General features: G+C 64.9%; 20 protein-coding genes. 15 read left to right on the forward strand and 5 right to left on the reverse strand.

The genetic code is table 11. The features are described 5' to 3' along the window. Positions 1–401 precede the first annotated feature (401 nt). Positions 402–527 (forward strand): hypothetical protein, encoded by a 126-nt coding sequence (locus FJ957_RS32445; RefSeq protein WP_140659910.1) that lies wholly within the window; start codon positions 402–404, stop codon positions 525–527. Between the two features lie 66 nt (positions 528–593). Then, positions 594–2,003, forward strand: a complete 1,410-nt coding sequence (gene leuC / locus FJ957_RS14795) for a 3-isopropylmalate dehydratase large subunit (RefSeq protein ID WP_140832495.1) — start codon at positions 594–596, stop codon at positions 2,001–2,003. 64 nt (positions 2,004–2,067) lie between these two features. On the opposite strand, the gene FJ957_RS14800 is transcribed toward leuC, so the two are convergent. After that, positions 2,068–2,373, reverse strand: a complete 306-nt coding sequence (locus tag FJ957_RS14800) for a hypothetical protein (protein ID WP_140707157.1) — start codon at positions 2,371–2,373, stop codon at positions 2,068–2,070. 161 nt (positions 2,374–2,534) lie between these two features. Between FJ957_RS14800 and FJ957_RS14805 the strand changes: the two genes are divergently transcribed. Continuing rightward, the gene (locus FJ957_RS14805) at positions 2,535–3,731 is read left to right on the forward strand and encodes a GGDEF domain-containing protein (protein ID WP_140832497.1); all 1,197 of its coding nucleotides are present in this window, start codon (positions 2,535–2,537) and stop codon (positions 3,729–3,731) included. A 355-nt stretch (positions 3,732–4,086) separates the two neighbouring features. Beyond that, entirely contained in the window at positions 4,087–5,286 is a 1,200-nt protein-coding gene (locus tag FJ957_RS14810; protein WP_140832499.1) for a GGDEF domain-containing protein, read from the forward strand. Here FJ957_RS14810 and FJ957_RS14815 read toward each other — a convergent pair. Next, a complete protein-coding gene (locus FJ957_RS14815) occupies positions 5,270–5,626 on the reverse strand; it encodes a hypothetical protein (protein ID WP_140832501.1) in 357 nt (118 codons plus the stop codon). The genes FJ957_RS14810 and FJ957_RS14815 overlap by 17 nt on opposite strands. Positions 5,627–5,990: 364 nt before the next feature. On the opposite strand from FJ957_RS14815, the gene FJ957_RS14820 reads away from it, so the two are divergent. The 7 genes from FJ957_RS14820 (at position 5,991) to FJ957_RS14850 (ending at position 11,336) form a co-directional block, all read left to right on the forward strand. Next, positions 5,991–6,491, forward strand: coding sequence for a hypothetical protein (locus FJ957_RS14820; RefSeq protein WP_140832503.1), 501 nt, complete (start codon positions 5,991–5,993; stop codon positions 6,489–6,491). 225 nt (positions 6,492–6,716) lie between these two features. After that, positions 6,717–7,139, forward strand: a complete 423-nt coding sequence (sdhC, locus tag FJ957_RS14825) for a succinate dehydrogenase, cytochrome b556 subunit (protein ID WP_140832505.1) — start codon at positions 6,717–6,719, stop codon at positions 7,137–7,139. Then, positions 7,139–7,534 carry a succinate dehydrogenase, hydrophobic membrane anchor protein gene (sdhD, locus tag FJ957_RS14830; RefSeq protein ID WP_140832507.1) on the forward strand — a complete coding sequence of 132 codons (396 nt, stop codon included), beginning with the start codon at positions 7,139–7,141 and terminating at the stop codon, positions 7,532–7,534. The genes sdhC and sdhD overlap by 1 nt, the downstream gene beginning before the upstream one ends. 4 nt (positions 7,535–7,538) lie before the next feature. Further along, complete coding sequence (gene sdhA / locus FJ957_RS14835) at positions 7,539–9,371, forward strand: succinate dehydrogenase flavoprotein subunit (RefSeq protein ID WP_140832509.1); 1,833 nt, start codon at positions 7,539–7,541, stop codon at positions 9,369–9,371. 2 nt (positions 9,372–9,373) lie between these two features. Further along, positions 9,374–9,808 carry a DUF3052 family protein gene (locus FJ957_RS14840; protein ID WP_140832512.1) on the forward strand — a complete coding sequence of 145 codons (435 nt, stop codon included), beginning with the start codon at positions 9,374–9,376 and terminating at the stop codon, positions 9,806–9,808. Continuing rightward, positions 9,808–10,587 carry a succinate dehydrogenase iron-sulfur subunit gene (locus FJ957_RS14845; RefSeq protein ID WP_140646046.1) on the forward strand — a complete coding sequence of 260 codons (780 nt, stop codon included), beginning with the start codon at positions 9,808–9,810 and terminating at the stop codon, positions 10,585–10,587. Before FJ957_RS14840 ends, FJ957_RS14845 begins: the two co-directional genes overlap by 1 nt. 113 nt (positions 10,588–10,700) lie before the next feature. Next, positions 10,701–11,336 (forward strand): DUF480 domain-containing protein, encoded by a 636-nt coding sequence (locus FJ957_RS14850; RefSeq protein WP_140832515.1) that lies wholly within the window; start codon positions 10,701–10,703, stop codon positions 11,334–11,336. Positions 11,337–11,348: 12 nt separating this feature from the next. On the opposite strand, the gene FJ957_RS14855 is transcribed toward FJ957_RS14850, so the two are convergent. Together FJ957_RS14855 and FJ957_RS14860 are read right to left on the reverse strand one after the other, a co-directional pair. Continuing rightward, positions 11,349–11,894: a hypothetical protein gene (locus FJ957_RS14855; RefSeq protein WP_140832518.1), complete on the reverse strand. Its 546-nt coding sequence runs from the start codon at positions 11,892–11,894 to the stop codon at positions 11,349–11,351. Further along, complete coding sequence (locus FJ957_RS14860; protein ID WP_181166909.1) at positions 11,888–12,301, reverse strand: hypothetical protein; 414 nt, start codon at positions 12,299–12,301, stop codon at positions 11,888–11,890. The genes FJ957_RS14855 and FJ957_RS14860 overlap by 7 nt, the downstream gene beginning before the upstream one ends. Positions 12,302–12,697: 396 nt before the next feature. On the opposite strand from FJ957_RS14860, the gene FJ957_RS14870 reads away from it, so the two are divergent. Next, the gene (locus tag FJ957_RS14870) at positions 12,698–13,663 is read left to right on the forward strand and encodes an AraC family transcriptional regulator (protein ID WP_140832521.1); all 966 of its coding nucleotides are present in this window, start codon (positions 12,698–12,700) and stop codon (positions 13,661–13,663) included. Positions 13,664–13,690: 27 nt separating this feature from the next. On the opposite strand, the gene FJ957_RS14875 is transcribed toward FJ957_RS14870, so the two are convergent. Beyond that, a complete protein-coding gene (locus FJ957_RS14875) occupies positions 13,691–14,116 on the reverse strand; it encodes an OsmC family protein (protein WP_140785513.1) in 426 nt (141 codons plus the stop codon). Positions 14,117–14,330: 214 nt separating this feature from the next. Here FJ957_RS14875 and FJ957_RS14880 point away from each other — a divergent pair, with 214 nt between their 5' ends. The 3 genes from FJ957_RS14880 (at position 14,331) to FJ957_RS14890 (ending at position 15,588) form a co-directional block, all read left to right on the forward strand. Further along, the gene (locus tag FJ957_RS14880; RefSeq protein ID WP_140832524.1) at positions 14,331–14,555 is read left to right on the forward strand and encodes a hypothetical protein; all 225 of its coding nucleotides are present in this window, start codon (positions 14,331–14,333) and stop codon (positions 14,553–14,555) included. After that, a complete protein-coding gene (locus tag FJ957_RS14885) occupies positions 14,552–14,908 on the forward strand; it encodes a YciI family protein (protein WP_140832527.1) in 357 nt (118 codons plus the stop codon). The genes FJ957_RS14880 and FJ957_RS14885 overlap by 4 nt, the downstream gene beginning before the upstream one ends. A gap of 149 nt (positions 14,909–15,057) precedes the next feature. Next, positions 15,058–15,588, forward strand: a complete 531-nt coding sequence (locus FJ957_RS14890) for a hypothetical protein (protein ID WP_140832530.1) — start codon at positions 15,058–15,060, stop codon at positions 15,586–15,588. Positions 15,589–15,641 lie beyond the last annotated feature (53 nt).

A 15,641-nucleotide genomic window follows, 5' to 3' on the forward strand; every position in this document is an offset into this window, starting at 1 on the left:
GCCATCGCATCAAGAAATGCGCCTGGAACGACGACTATCTCATCAATGCGATCACTCATATGCGATAGCCCTGCCCTTGTGGGGGGAGAAGTGGCGCTGCGAAGCAGCGACGGAGCGGGGGAAGGCGATCCTCAAATGCGCCGCCGCTGACAGCTCGCCACAGAGCTCCGATTAAGCCGAGGCATTGCTCGGTTTGAAATAACAATGGCCGAGCCAAGTCGCCCCCCCACTCCGTCGAGCTTCGCTCGCCACCTCTCCCCCGATCGGCGGGAGAGAGGAAGGGCGCGCGCTCGCCGACCTTGGCGCTCTGCCTTTGCCCTCCGAAGGTGTGGGAGTGAGGCGAGGAACCAGGCCCCCGCTCGCAATTGCCGAAAAGCCAAAACATTGCTATCTACGCCGCCATGGAAAAGCTTTTCAGCGATCCGGCCTACAAGGGTTTCGTGCTGCAGGACAGAAAGCGCCTGCCGTCGCGATTTGCCGCGCGGGTCTGCGGCGCGCTCACCTGCCGACTTCGCCGGGCCGACTGATCGAAGTCGCTTGCCGGCCGAAGCCACGCCAGCTTTTCCCATTCTCATATCGACGGATTTACGCACATGAGCGCACCGCGCACCCTCTACGACAAGATCTTCGACGACCACACGGTCGACCGCCAGGACGACGGCACCTGCCTGCTCTATATCGACCGCCACCTCGTCCACGAAGTCACCAGCCCGCAGGCTTTCGAAGGCCTGCGCATGAGCGGCCGCAAGGTCCGCCATCCGGAAAAGACGCTGGCCGTGGTCGACCATAACGTGCCGACCTCGCCCGAGCGCAAGTTCGGCATCAAGAACGAGGAAAGCCGCATCCAGGTCGAGGCGTTGGCCAAGAACGCCAAGGATTTCGGCATCGAATATTATTCCGAGAACGATATCCGCCAGGGCATCGTCCACATCATCGGGCCGGAACAGGGTTTTACCCTGCCGGGCATGACCATCGTTTGCGGCGACAGCCACACCTCCACGCACGGCGCTTTCGGCGCGCTGGCGCATGGCATCGGCACGTCTGAGGTCGAGCATGTGCTGGCCACACAGACGCTGATCCAGCGCAAGGCCAAGAATATGCTGGTGCGCGTCGACGGCCAGTTGCCGGAAGGCGTCACCGCCAAGGACATCATCCTCGCCATCATCGGCGAGATCGGCACCGCCGGCGGCACCGGCTACGTCATCGAATATGCCGGCGAAGCGATCCGTTCGCTGTCGATGGAAGGCCGCATGACGATCTGCAACATGTCGATCGAGGGCGGGGCGCGGGCCGGCCTGATCGCGCCGGACGAGACGACCTTCGCCTATGTGAAGGACAAACCGCGCGCGCCGAAGGGCGCCGCCTGGGATGCCGCGCTCGCCTATTGGAAGACGCTGCAGTCCGACGAGGGTGCGCATTTCGACAAGGTGGTCGTGCTCGACGCCCAGAAGCTGCCGCCGATCGTCTCCTGGGGCTCCTCGCCCGAGGACGTCGTCTCGGTGCAGGGCATCGTGCCCAATCCGCAAGAGATCGCGGACGAGAACAAGCGCACGTCGAAGATCCGCGCGCTCGACTATATGGGGCTGACGCCGGGGACCAAGATCACCGACATCGAACTCGACCGCGTCTTCATCGGCTCCTGCACCAATGGCCGCATCGAGGACCTGCGCGCCGCCGCCAAGGTGGTCGAGGGCAAGAAGGTCAATCCGCGCGTCAACGCCATGATCGTGCCCGGCTCCGGCCTGGTCAAGGAACAGGCGGAAGCCGAAGGCCTCGACAAGATCTTCGTCGCCGCCGGCTTCGATTGGCGTGAGCCCGGCTGCTCGATGTGCCTGGCCATGAACGACGACCGGCTGAAGCCGCATGAACGCTGCGCCTCGACCTCGAACCGCAATTTCGAGGGCCGGCAGGGCTTCAAGGGCCGCACCCACCTGGTGTCGCCGGCCATGGCGGCGGCGGCGGCGATCGCCGGCCACTTCGTCGACATCCGCGACTGGAAGTAACAGCCGGCTTGCGTCTCTCAACAAAGGCCCGGACAGGACGTCCGGGTCTTTTGCTTTCAGCGCTCTATCTGCGAATGATCTCGTGAAACTCCTCGCGCCGGCCGGGCTCGTCGGCGGCGACGACCAAGGCCAACTGGCGCTCGTCGAAAATCCTGAACCACTCGTCCCACTCCACGAGCTCGTAGCCGCCGCTGTTGATCGAACGCTCCGGGCGGTCGGTGTCTTCATAGGCCTGCTGCCCAAAAACCAGCCGCAGCATGGGCTGCGTTCCCGCCTCGGGCGAGACGTCGACGATGGCCGGGAAGCCGGCGCGCGCCGCCGCCCAGGAGCGGATTTCATCGTGGTTCGTCAAAGTGATCGTGCCGGCCATCTCGATCGTCTCCCGTCTGGCGTCTCCTGTCTGGCCGGACAACGCCGCTCCGGCAGGCCGGTTCCGCGTGGCATGCGATGTGCTCGTCGGGGGCTTAACCGCTTGTTTGGGCTTAGGTCCTAGTATCTCCCCCTGGGTAAGTTGGGGAAAGTCGCAGTCCTTTGGACACCGGTCTGCTTATAGCGCTGCTCAATCCGACGATAGCGCTGGCGCTTGGCGCCGCGTTCCTCGTGCTGTTTTCCTATCAGCGTCATCGCCCGTATCTGGCCGCGCTCGGCGCGAGCTACTGCCTGTCGGCGCCGGGTTTCCTGCTGCAGTATTTCACGCTTCCGATCGGCGTGGCGCTGACCAAGCTGATTTCCAATAGCTGTTTCACGATCGCGGCCTGGTGCCTTTCCAGCGCGATCATCGCGCGCTACGGACGGCGCGTGCCCTATGTCGGCATCGGTATCGTGACCGGAGGCGGGCTCGCCGCCTTCATCTGGTTCATGTTCGTCGAGCCGGACCTCACCTGGCGCGTGCTCGTCATGAATTTCGGCTTTGGCGCGCTCAGCCTGCTGGTCGCCGCGGAACTGAGAACGGTGCGCAACAATGGTCCGACCGAAAAAATCCTGTTCGCGCTGTCGCTGCTTTCCGGGCTGAACTTCATCGCCCGCACGCTGATCGTCGTCATCGCGCATGGACCGTTCCCCAGCTATGACGGCTTCTACGGATCGTCCTACTGGACGACGGCGCTGCTTTCGCACGCGCTGTTGTCGCTGCTGATCGCGCTCTGCCTGTTCACAGCCGCGGCGCTCGACGTGATGAGGGCGCTGAAGGCCGAGACCCATACCGATCCGCTCTCGGGCATCCTCAACCGCCGCGGTTTCGAGGAGCGGGCAACCGTGCTGCTCGACCAGTGCGGCAAAGCCGGCTTTCCCGTCGCCCTGGTGCTGGCCGATCTCGACCACTTCAAGGCGCTGAACGACCGGCACGGCCACGAGGCCGGCGACCGGGTGATCGCCGATTTCGCCGCCAAGCTGCGCTCCGCCACCGGCGCGCGCGGGGCCGCCGGGCGCATCGGCGGCGAAGAGTTCGCCGTGCTTTTGCCGCTCAGCGACTTGGGGTCGGCAAGGCTCTTCGCCGAAGCGATCCGTTCCTTCTATTCGGCCGGTACGATCGATGGCCTGCCGCCCGGCACCAGGGTCACGGCCAGCTTCGGCGTTGCCGCCCGCACCGGCAGGGAAGGACTGATGCCGTTGATGCGGCGCGCCGACGAGGCGCTCTACAAGGCCAAGAAGAACGGCCGCGACAGCGTCCGTCTGTCTTACGAGAGACCTGAAACCGCCTTCGCTGCCGAGTCGCTCGCCGTCGGCTGATACATACGGACTCGGCGCACCCCCCTCCTTAGTCCAGAAGGCGATCGCAACGTCCGCGATTGCCCGAAGCTCCTGCAACTTCGTCTTCCTCGGGCTTGACCCGAGGATCCACGCCGTTACCTCTGGCGTAGAATACTGCAGTGCAAATTCTATAATTGCCGCAACGCCTTAATGGAGCGGCATGAGTTCTAGGGTCTGCGCGCGTCGCTCCGCTCCTTGCTTCGCCCTGGAAGGACAAGCGCGGGGGCGTTTGCAGCTAATCGCGGAGGCCTGTAGCCTGCGGTCATGCCTCGGCATTAACGTGTTCTTCGCCCGTCGATGCTTTTCTGTCCGGAACGTTCCGACGAAGGCAGATATGGGCAGCGCCGACTTCATACTGATGATCAACCTGCTCGTCGCCGGGCTGCTGGCGGCGGCATTCATGGCGGTTGCCGTCTATGACACCGGGCGCGTGTCGGCGCGCTGGCTCGCCTTCAGCTACCTGCTCGGCATGGCCTATTTCGCCATCGAATTCAGCATTCCCGCTTTCGCGGACGCCCGACTGCCGGTCGTTGCCGCCTTTGCCGTGTTCCTCGGCGCAACCGTCGCCTTCAATGGCGGGCTCGCCCACAAATATGGCGTGCGGCCACCCTGGCCGCAGATGCTCTGCTTCCTCGTCGTTGCCTCGGTCGCCGTCTATCTGGTGCAGGACCTGCCGCGCCATTCGCTGACGCGGATGATGGCCTACCAGCTTCCCTACGCCGTCATGCAGTTCGCCGCTCTCGGCATCGTGCTGTCCTCCAGGCGAAGGTTCGCGCGGCTCGACCATGTGCTGGCGCTGGTGCTCGGCGCCAGCGCCGTGCAGTTTGCCTCCAAGCCGCTCATCGCGGGTGCGCTGGGCGGCTGGGGCGCCAATCCGCAGGCCTATGTGCAGACGGCTTACGCGTTGGTGTCGCAATCGCTCGGCACCGTGTTCGGGCTGGCGCTGGCGCTGCTTGCCCTGGCCGTGCTGGTGCGTGACGCGCTGGCCGAGGCGACTTCGAAATCGGAAACCGACACCTTGTCCCGGTTGTTCAACCGCGGCGGCTTCGAACGCCACGCCGACCTTGCCATGCGGGACGCCGTCCGGCGCGGCGTGCCGGTGGCGCTGGTGATCGCCGATCTCGATTATTTCAAGCGCATCAACGACAGCTACGGCCATGCCTGCGGCGACCGCGTGATCGAGACCTTCGCCGGTTTCCTGCGCGAAGCCGCCGCCGAACATCATGTCGCGGGCCGCATCGGCGGCGAGGAGTTCGCCATCATCCTGCCGGGCACCAATCTTGCCGCGGCGCGGCTGTTTGCCGAAGGCGCGCGCAATGCGTTCGGCGCCCTGCCGATCGATGGCCTGCCCACCGAACATCGCTGCAGCGCAAGCTTCGGCGTGGCCGAGCTGGCCACCGACGAGGGTTTCGCCGATCTCTTGCGGCGCGCCGACGCCGCGCTCTACGACGCCAAGAATGCCGGCCGCGACTGCGTGCGCGTGTCAGGCGCGCTGCGACGGCGCCAGGCGACGATCTTCAACGGCAAGGGCTGAGATTGGGCATCTCGCCGTCGGAAAGCCCGTACATATAGGAGCGGCCCTTCACCAGCACCGGCGGCTGGTAGCAGCCGGGCGCGCCGGGTTCGTCCGCATCGTCATAGACGACATCCGGCTGGCCGGCGCCGGTGAGTTCGGAAAGCTTTTTCGCAAGCTTGCCCTCGCCGACGACGATGCGCTTGTAGCCGGCGGCGCTGTCGATGACGAGATTGCCGAAGGAATCGGCATAGACGCGGTCGTGATGGCGCAAGCCGGCTTCGGCCGGCGCGGCGATTGCCATGACAAACCCCGCCAGCGCGGCGGCGGCAACGCTTGCCCGCACTGAATTCGAACGCATGTCGCTCTCCCTTGATCGGCGCGACAGATCGCGCCTGGAATCCGATTCGAATCGGAAATTAACTCTTTCTTAACCTTTGTTAAGAGGCGGGAGACCTTCGGCGCCGGGTCTTAAGGAACATGGTTAATTTTCGAGGGCCCGGCTTCCCAGGCAGCAGGGCGGTCGCAGTGTCGATCTGACTCTAGGTCACCTTGATCTTGCAACGTCGCGTGGCTACAGCGGTCCACCGTTTCACAGTAACGGCAAGCGGCTATCTCTTTGTTTCGACACATTCCGGACGGAAGGCCACGGCGAAGGCGCCGAACCCAACCGTTCACACTTTTCCCGGAATTGCTGTAGGGTGCCGCGCACGAAAGGGCAGCGTATGAGCTTTGGCCACACGGTTCGGGTCTCGATCATCATCCCGCTGCTTCTCGCGGCCGCGGCCTGCGTGCCGCAGGACGGCGCGCCCAAGTCGGCCGATGCCGCACCGCCGCCGGCTTCGCCTGCGCCGAACCAGCAGCCCGCCGCGCCAGCGGCGACGTCGATACCGGCGATGCCCCCAGTACCTGTGGCAGCGTCGGTCCCGACAGCGGCCAAGACGTCCGCACCGCCAACCAAGATCGTCACCGACCTTACCGCGCCGCGGTCCGGAATCGGCACGGCCACCTACAGATGCGGCAATGGCGGCATGATCACCATCCAGAATCTGGGCAGCGCATTGCGCGTCATGCGGCCCGATGGCTCGGCCGAGGAGTTCGCCGCCTCGCCCGCCAACCAGAGCAGCCGCTACCAGGAAGCGGCGACGCATGACGCAATCGTGATCGACGGACGCGAGGCACTGGTGATGAAGAAGGGATCCACCCCGCAGACGTGCAGAAGATAGGGCAGTTGTTGCACTGCAGCGAACGCTGCGCCGGCTTCTAAACAATCGCTAATCGATTGAAGCGCGCGGCCTCCAATTTGTCAGACTAAATGATGTTTCCAAAACGATTTTCCGGCTTTGACGCGGTGCAAAAAGAGCATTAGAAACCGGCTGTCCGAAGCCATATATGAGGGCGGCAAACGCCGCATTCCCATCGCGGCTCCAGGATGCCGATCTGGGGGAGCCATGAGCAAATCACCAGCCACCCGCGCAGTTGCCAGACGTGAACGGCCGCTCTCGCCGCATCTGACGGTCTACCGGCCGCCGATCACGATGACGATGTCGATCATCCATCGCATCACCGGCGGCGCGCTCTATTTCGGGACGCTGCTGGTGGCGGCGTGGCTGATCGCGGCTTCGAGCTCGCAGGCCGCCTTCGACTGGGTCAACTGGGCCTTCGGCTCCTGGCTCGGCCGGCTGGTTCTGTTCGGCTACACGTGGGCGCTGATGCACCACATGCTGGGCGGGTTGCGCCACCTCGTCTGGGACACCGGCGCGGGACTGGAAAAGCACACCGCCTCGAAGATCGCCTGGGCGACGCTCGCCGGTTCGATCGTGCTGACGCTGCTGATCTGGATCGCCGGCTACATGGCGAGGGGAGCTTTTTGATGAGCGCGAACAACACCGATATGCGCACGCCGCTCGGCAAGGTGCGCGGCCTGGGCTCGGCGCGCGAGGGCACTGGCCATTTCTGGCGCCAGCGGCTGACGGCGGTCGCCAACATCCCGCTGCTGCTGTTCTTCGTCGGCTTCCTGATCGCGGTCAACGGCCACGGCTATACAGATGTGCGGGCGTCGCTCGCCAATCCCTTCGTGGCGCTGGTGCTGGCGCTGGTCCTGGTTTCCGGCCTCTACCACATGCGGATCGGCATGCAGATCATCATCGAGGACTATGTGCATGGCGAAGGCACGAAGCTGGCGCTGATCGCCCTCAACACCTTCTTCTGCGTGGCAGTCGGCGTCGCTTCGCTGTTTGCCCTGCTCAAACTCGCATTTGGAGGCTGAGGCCTTGGCCAAGGATACAAGCAACACGGCTTCCGCCTACACTTTTGTCGACCATAAATTCGACGTCGTGATCGTCGGCGCCGGCGGCGCCGGCCTGCGCGCCACGCTCGGCATGGCCGAGCAGGGATTGCGCACCGCCTGCATCACCAAGGTGTTCCCGACGCGTTCGCACACTGTGGCCGCGCAAGGCGGCATCGCCGCCTCGTTGTCCAACATGGGGCCGGATTCCTGGCAGTGGCACATGTACGACACCGTCAAGGGCTCGGACTGGCTGGGCGATGTCGACGCCATGGAATACATGGTGCGCGAGGCGCCGGCCGCCGTCTACGAGCTCGAGCATTACGGCGTGCCGTTCTCGCGCACCGAGGAAGGCAAGATCTACCAGCGGCCGTTCGGCGGCCACATGATGAACTATGGCGACGGGCCGCCGGTGCAGCGCACCTGTGCGGCCGCCGACCGCACCGGCCACGCCATCCTGCACACGCTCTACGGCCAGTCGCTGAAGAACAACGCGCAGTTCTTCATCGAGTATTTCGCGCTCGACCTGATCATGGAGCCGGACGGCACCTGCACCGGCGTCGTCGCCTGGAATCTCGATGACGGCACCATCCACCGCTTCTCGGCCAAGATGGTGGTGCTGGCGACCGGCGGCTATGGCCGCGCCTATTTCTCCGCCACCTCGGCGCATACCTGCACCGGCGACGGCGGCGGCATGGCAGCCAGAGCCGGGCTGCCGCTGCAGGACATGGAGTTCGTGCAGTTCCATCCGACCGGCATCTACGGCGCCGGCTGCCTCATCACCGAAGGCGCGCGCGGCGAAGGCGGCTATCTCGTCAATTCCGAGGGCGAGCGCTTCATGGAGCGCTACGCGCCGTCGGCCAAGGACCTCGCCTCGCGAGACGTCGTCTCGCGCTGCATGACGCTGGAGATCCGTGAAGGCCGCGGCGTCGGCAAGAACAAGGACCACATCTTCCTGCATCTCGACCATCTCGATCCGGCCGTGCTGCATGAGCGGCTGCCGGGTATTTCCGAGTCGGCCAAGATCTTTGCCGGCGTCGACCTCACCAAGGAGCCGATCCCGGTGCTGCCGACGGTGCACTACAATATGGGCGGCGTGCCGACCAATTACTGGGGCGAGGTGCTCAACCCGACGGCCGAGCATCCCGACCGCGTGTCGCCCGGCCTGATGGCCGTCGGCGAGGCCGGCTGCGCTTCGGTGCACGGGGCCAACCGGCTCGGCTCGAACTCGCTGATCGACCTCGTCGTCTTTGGGCGGGCGGCGGCCATCCGCGCCGGCCAGGTGATCGACCGCAAGTCGGCGATCCCATCGCCCAACGAAGCTTCGGTCGAAAAGATCATGGAGCGCTTCGACAGGCTGCGCCACGCCAACGGCTCGACGCCGACGGCGGTGCTGCGCGAGAGAATGCAGCGCGCCATGCAGGAAGACGCCGCCGTGTTCCGCACGCAGGAATCGCTCGAGAACGGCTGCAAGCGCATTTCGGAACTCTGGGGCGAGCTCAAGGACATCAAGGTCACCGACCGCTCGATGATCTGGAATTCCGACCTCGTCGAGACGCTGGAGCTGGAAAACCTGATGGCCAACGCCATCACCACGGTCTACGGCGCCGAGGCGCGCAAGGAGAGCCGCGGCGCGCATGCGCGCGAGGATTTCGACAAGCGCGACGACGCCAACTGGCGCAAGCATACGCTGGCTCATCTGAGCGGAGACGGCAAGGTGACGCTGACCTACCGGCCGGTGCACACCGAGCCGCTGCTGGCGGAAAAGGACGGCGGCATCAGCCTGGCCAAGATCGCGCCGAAGGCGCGGGTGTATTGACCATGGCATTGGCGACCACGGGATATTCCGGCACGCCCCTTCCGGCCAAGCTCGGCCTGAGGGACGGCATGGTCGCCGCCTTCATTGCGCTGCCTCCGGAGCTCGACGAGCTGACCGAGGCGGTGTCCTTTGCCGGCGTCGATCGGCTGTCCAAATGGTCGGCGATCTCGGGCCGCCGGAAATACGATGCCGTGCATGCCTTCACCCGGCAGCGCGCCGAGATCGAGGACGGCTTGGCCCACATCGAGACGGCGATCAAGCGCGACGGCATGGTCTGGGTTTCCTGGCCGAAGAAGGCATCGAAAGTGCCGACCGACGTCACCGAGGACGTCATCCGGTCGGAGGCGCTGAAGCGCGACCTGGTCGACGTCAAGGTCGCCGCCGTGAACGAAATCTGGTCCGGGCTGAAGCTCGTCATCCGAAAGGACCGCAAGTAATGGTCGAACTCACGCTTCCCAGGAATTCGAAGGTCCAGCAAGGCAAGACCTGGCCGAAGCCGGAAGGCGCCACGAACCTGCGCGAATACCGCATCTATCGCTGGTCGCCGGACGACGACGAGAACCCGCGCATGGACACCTATTTCGTCGACATGGACGATTGCGGGCCGATGGTTCTCGACGCGTTGTTGTGGATCAAGAACAAGATCGACCCGACGCTGACCTTGCGCCGCTCCTGCCGCGAAGGCATCTGCGGTTCCTGCGCCATGAATATCGACGGCTCGAACACGCTGGCCTGCACCAAGGGCGCCGAGGACATTTCGGGCGCGGTGAAGGTCTATCCGCTGCCGCACATGGCTGTGATCAAGGACCTGGTGCCCGACCTCACCAATTTCTATGCCCAGCACGCTTCGATCCAGCCCTGGCTGCAGACGGTCTCGCCGACGCCCGCCAAGGAATGGCTGCAGAGCCACGAGGACCGCGAGAAGCTCGACGGGCTCTACGAGTGCATCCTGTGCGCTTGCTGCTCGACGTCGTGCCCGAGCTACTGGTGGAACGGCGATCGTTATCTCGGCCCGGCCACCCTATTGCAGGCCTATCGCTGGCTGATCGACAGCCGCGACGAGGCGACGGGCGAACGGCTCGACAATCTGGAAGACCCGTTCCGGCTCTATCGCTGCCACACCATCATGAACTGCGCGCAGACCTGCCCGAAGGGACTCAATCCCGCCAAGGCGATTGCCGAGATCAAGAAGATGATGGTGGAGAGAAGGGTCTGAGGCGAAAAGGGTTTGGTGACAGCAACCGCTAGGTCGCGATCCTTCGCAACCCCCTCTGTCCTGCCGGACAGAGGGGGTTGCTGTCCCTCCAGCCTGAAAGGATAGGCAACTCAATGAGCGAAGATCTCCCCATCCTCTCTCCCACCGAAGCCCGCGTGCTCGGCTCGCTGATCGAGAAGAAGGAGCTGACGCCGGACGTCTATCCGCTGACGCTCAACGGCGCGCACCAGGCGGCCAACCAGAAGACGGCGCGCGAGCCGGTGATGGCACTGGAACTCACCGAAATCCGGCGGGCGCTGAGCTCGCTCGAGCAGAAGGGCCTGGTGCGCCAGGCCTTCGCCTCGCGCGTCGAGCGCTACGAGCATCTGATGGCGCAGCGCTTTTCGCTGACGACGCCGCAGATCGCGGTGATTGGCCTCTTGCTTCTGCGCGGCGCGCAGACCGCGCATGAGCTTCTGGCCCGTTCGGAGCGCATGGCGCGCTTCGCCTCGATCGAGGAGCTGCGCGACAATCTCGACCTGATGATCGGCCGCCGGCCGCCGCTGATCCAGTTGCTCGAACGCGCCCCCGGGCAGCGCGAGGAGCGCTATGTTCATTTGCTGAGTGGGCCGGTGGAAGCGGCAGCGGTGACGGCTCCGTGGCAGCCGGCAGCGACATCTTCGGATAGCGATCTCGAAGCGCGCGTGAAGGCGCTCGAGGAAGAGGTCGCGGCACTGCGCGCGAAGATCGACGCGCTGGGCGCCGGATAACAACCCGGCGTATCACCTCCTGTTGTAGATGCCGCTGGCCTCGCCCGTAGGGTCGACGAGCTTCAGTTCCCCTTCATCCAATTGCCAGCTGAACGAAACCGGCTTCAGGTCTTCAGCGCCAAGTTTCCAGTTTCCGGTGAGGTCCGGCCGGCAGCCATTGAACGATTTGTAGGTTCCCGATCTCGGCGTAAGCACCAGCGTGGAACCGTCCACTCTTGCCGTGCCGGCCATAGACCTCAGCGACTGAACCTGACCGCAGCCTTCGACCAGCGAGGACTGAAACAGGCTGTATTCGGCACGCCCGCCGACGCCGAATGTGAAGGTAATGCTGCCGCCGCTGCCCGGCGCGCAGTCGCCGAGCGGGTCGCAATACTGGCCGGTCGCGGCCGCAAAGCTCCACTGGCCTACGAGCGCCACCGGTATCGGGCCGCGATGCGAGCGGGTCGCCGGCCCGATTCCCTGGCCGAAGCCGCCGGTGGCTGCCAAGGCCAACGATCCCGCCAGCGCAGCCAGGCCAACAAGCCTCGCCCGCCCCAAACGCGAAAGGCCGGTCAGCATCCTTTGCTCGCCACAAGCTGTTTCAGATAGGTGAGCCGGGTGGAGATGACCTGGTTGGCGATGGCCATCTTGCCGGCAGGCGCCATGCCGCCATATTTCTTTGCCGCCGGGCGCGCGCCTTGAGCCGCCGCATAGTTCGCCGTCAATTGACGCAATTCCGCGCAGGACATGCCGGCATATTTGGCCTGCTCCTGCGGCGTGATGACACCCGCCTGCGACGCGGCCGCGGAATCGGCGGCCGCCATGGTGCCGAGGCCGATCGCCGCCGAAAGCGGGTTCAACCCGCCGCCGCCGGCCATGGCGCCGACCGCGCCCATCGCAAGGCCGGCGCCCTGAGGGCTTGTGCAGCCGGCGAGAACGAAAAGGCCGACAAGCGACGATATCGGAAAGACGGGTCTCGCGGTCATGGCCGGCGCTCGCCAAGGCGAGGCGGCAGTTTCAGGTCGCGATGGTCGGCTGCGCCTTTGCCGAGCGCGAGAGACAAAAGGTAGACGCGAGGATTGAAGCCGGCTGACGACAATTGAGACAGCGTCTTGAACAGTTGCAGGTGATACATCGAACCCCCTTCGATCGTTTCCGAATGCGCTGCCGGCTTTGCCGAAGCGCGCCGCAAACTAGGCGAGGCCGGCGAGGGGCAGCTTGGACGAGGCGGCCCTTAAAGCGGCCAAAACGGCCCTGTATTGACGTTTCGGGAACCTCGGCGCATATCAGCGTGCCTCTGGAGCCGGTTCGTCCACAGCGGGAACCGGGCTCTAAAATTGGCGATGGTCCCGCGGGCCATCCGTCAGAGGCAGGGGGTGCCGATGACTGCGGCAAGGGGGCCGTCGGCTTCGTTCAGGTTGGTCACGGACATGGTCCCGGAGCGGGATCGTGTCGAGGTCATGCGCGAGGTCTATGGCCGCACGGTGCTGAAGGTCGATCTCGATCCGCTCGACCCGACGCATGTCGATATGCGGGTGCGCGCGCTGCCGGGGCTGGGCATCGCTACGGGCACCTGCTCGGCATTCCGGGTCTATCATTCGACGAGGCTGATCGACAGCGACGATCTTGTCCTGCTCGCGGCGCTGGACGGCGCAAGCGTGATGAAGCATCGCGGCCGTGAGGAGCCGGTCGGCGGCGGCCACGCACTGATGATGAGCGGTGAAGAAGTCGGCCTCAACGTCATCCAGCCGGGCGGCATCCGCTTCGTCAATATGAGCTTTTCCCTCAAACAGCTTTCGCCGCTGATCGGCGATCCCGCGGTCGCGCTGATGCGGCCGCTACCGACCGGCACCGGAGCGATGCGGCTGCTGATCGACTATGTCCATTCGGTCCAGGATGCGGGCGACGGGCTCAGCCCGGAAGAGCTGCATGTGGCGACAACGCATATCTTCGATCTGGCGGCGCTTGCCATCGGTGGGACGAGGGACGCGGTGGAAATCGCGCGCGGGCGCGGCGTACGAGTGGCGCGACTGCGTGCCATCAAGGCAGACATCATCGCCAGAGGCGGCGACCTTTCGGCCGAGGAGGTCGCCAGGCGCCACCGGCTTTCCACGCGCTATGTGCGCAAGTTGTTCGAAAGCGACGGCACGTCTTTGTCGGAGTTCATGCTGCGCCAGCGCCTGCTGCACGCGCATCGCATGCTCTGCGATCCGCGCAACGCCGGGCGCAGCATCACCGCGATCGCGTTCGAGGCCGGCTTCAACGACCTCTCCTATTTCAACCGGGCGTTCCGGCGCCGCTATGACGCGACGCCGTCGGATGTCCGTGCCGCCGCCCTCAAGGATTGACCGCCGAGGGCGACGCCGTTTCCCGTCTCACCCCAATTTCGCGTCCAACGACACCTTGATGGCGCCTAGCGCCTTCGACACCGGGCATTCTGCCTTGGCCTTCTCGGCCAGCTCCTTGAATTTCGCCGCGTCGATGCCCGGCACCTTGCCGACAAGGGTGATGGCGCTGCCGGTGATGCCGGTGCCGGGCACCAGCGTCACCACCGCCTTGGCGTCGAGCTCGGCGGCCGGCGTGCCGTTCTCGGCCAGGAAGTGGGACAGCTGCATGGCATAGCAGCCGGCATGGGCAGCGGCGATCAGCTCTTCCGGATTGGTGCCGGACTTGCCGCTCTCATCCTCGAAACGCGCCTTGAACGAATAGGGCGTGCCCTTCAAGGTGCCGCTCTGGGTGTCGAGCGTGCCTTTGCCCTCTTTCAGATTGCCTTTCCAGACGGCGTTTGCGGTGCGGTCCATGAATTCCTCCTGGTCTGTCGGGGTTTGCGCCGGCAGGCGCCAGCGTTCCCGGGAACTATAGCGCGGGCGGGCCGGAAGACCATCCATGGCCTGGTATGATTGTGGTCGCGCGACGCGCTTCGAAAATTCTCCAAAATAGGCGCGTGCAAAAATGTCGACTTCCCGTCTGCCCGACCGTCCTGCGGGCGGCCATTCGCGGCCAATGGAGGTTAAGATGGACAATCTATTTCTTGCGGTCTGGGGACGGCCGGGGCGAAAAGGCCGGCGACTCGAAGAGTTCTGGCTGGATCCGCCGGCACCCGGCTTCGGCCGGCTGGCGGCGGCAATCGCCATCATCGGCGTCGCGGCATGCCTGCTCGACCATGCGGCGACGGCAAGCAAAACCGACACCGTCGCCGTCGCCCTCTATACGTCATCAACGAAAGGAAGCTCGAAATGAAATATGTCCTGCTGGTCTATGGCGAGGAAAAGGACCTCTTCGCGCTCACCCCGCGGGAATCGGCCAAGCTCGATGCCGATTCGCTCGCCTATGACAGGGAGCTCGACCGGCAAGGCAAGCTGATCGTCGCGCAGGCGCTGCAACCGGTGAAGATGTCGAAGTCGCTCAGGCGGCGCCAAGGCAAACGGCTGGTGACCGACGGCCCCTTCGCCGAAACCAAGGAGCAACTGCTGGGTTTCGTCATGGTCGAGGCCGCGGACCTTGCCGAGGCGCTCGACATTGCGGCCAAGATCCCGCTGGCGGAGCTCGGTACGGTCGAAATCAGGGCGATCTACGACATACCGGGGTCATAAGCCGCCGGTCATGGCACGATGCGCCGGTCGAAGCTGTCTCTTGCGGGAAACATCTTCAGGATTTCCTCGCCGCCGCAACTGTCGCGTGTTGAAGCAGGGCCGCGCTTCTCCTATCGTCTATCGTCGCCGCGATTTCGGGGGAATTCGGCATGCCTTTCCTGATCGCCATCCTCGGCCTGCTCGGAGCGGCCGCCATCTGGTGGTACCGGCTGAAATATATGAGCGACGCCGCGCGCGAGGTCGCCGATGTCGTCGGACGCGTCCAGGGCAACATCCGCCGCAAGAAATTGCGCAACCAGGCCGCGCTTTCGCCGCTGACGGCGATCGACGATCCGGTGGTGGCGGCGGCGACGCTGATCACCGCGATCGTCTCCGAGCACGGCCCGGTCCTGCCGCAGCGCGAGGCGATCATCCGCGAGGTGATCGCGCGGATCGCCGACAGCCCGAAGAAGACCGACGAGGCGGTCGTCTACGCCAAATGGGCCGCCGCGCAGGTCGACGACACGACGATCGTCATCGACAAGCTGGCGCCGTTTTTGCGCGAGCGCCTCGATCCGCATGAACGGGACGATCTGCTCAGGATGCTGGACCGCGTCGCGCAAGGCGGCGAGCGAAGCCTAAGGATCGCCGACCAGCGGATGCTGAGGTTAAGGCAGAAGCTGGGGTTTGAAGTGAACTAAGCCGAAGCTGCGGCGGCCGGATCGACTGCCTTCATGATTGGCCGAAACGCCTC

This window comes from Mesorhizobium sp. B2-4-6, from assembly GCF_006442775.1.
Lineage (GTDB): Bacteria > Pseudomonadota > Alphaproteobacteria > Rhizobiales > Rhizobiaceae > Mesorhizobium.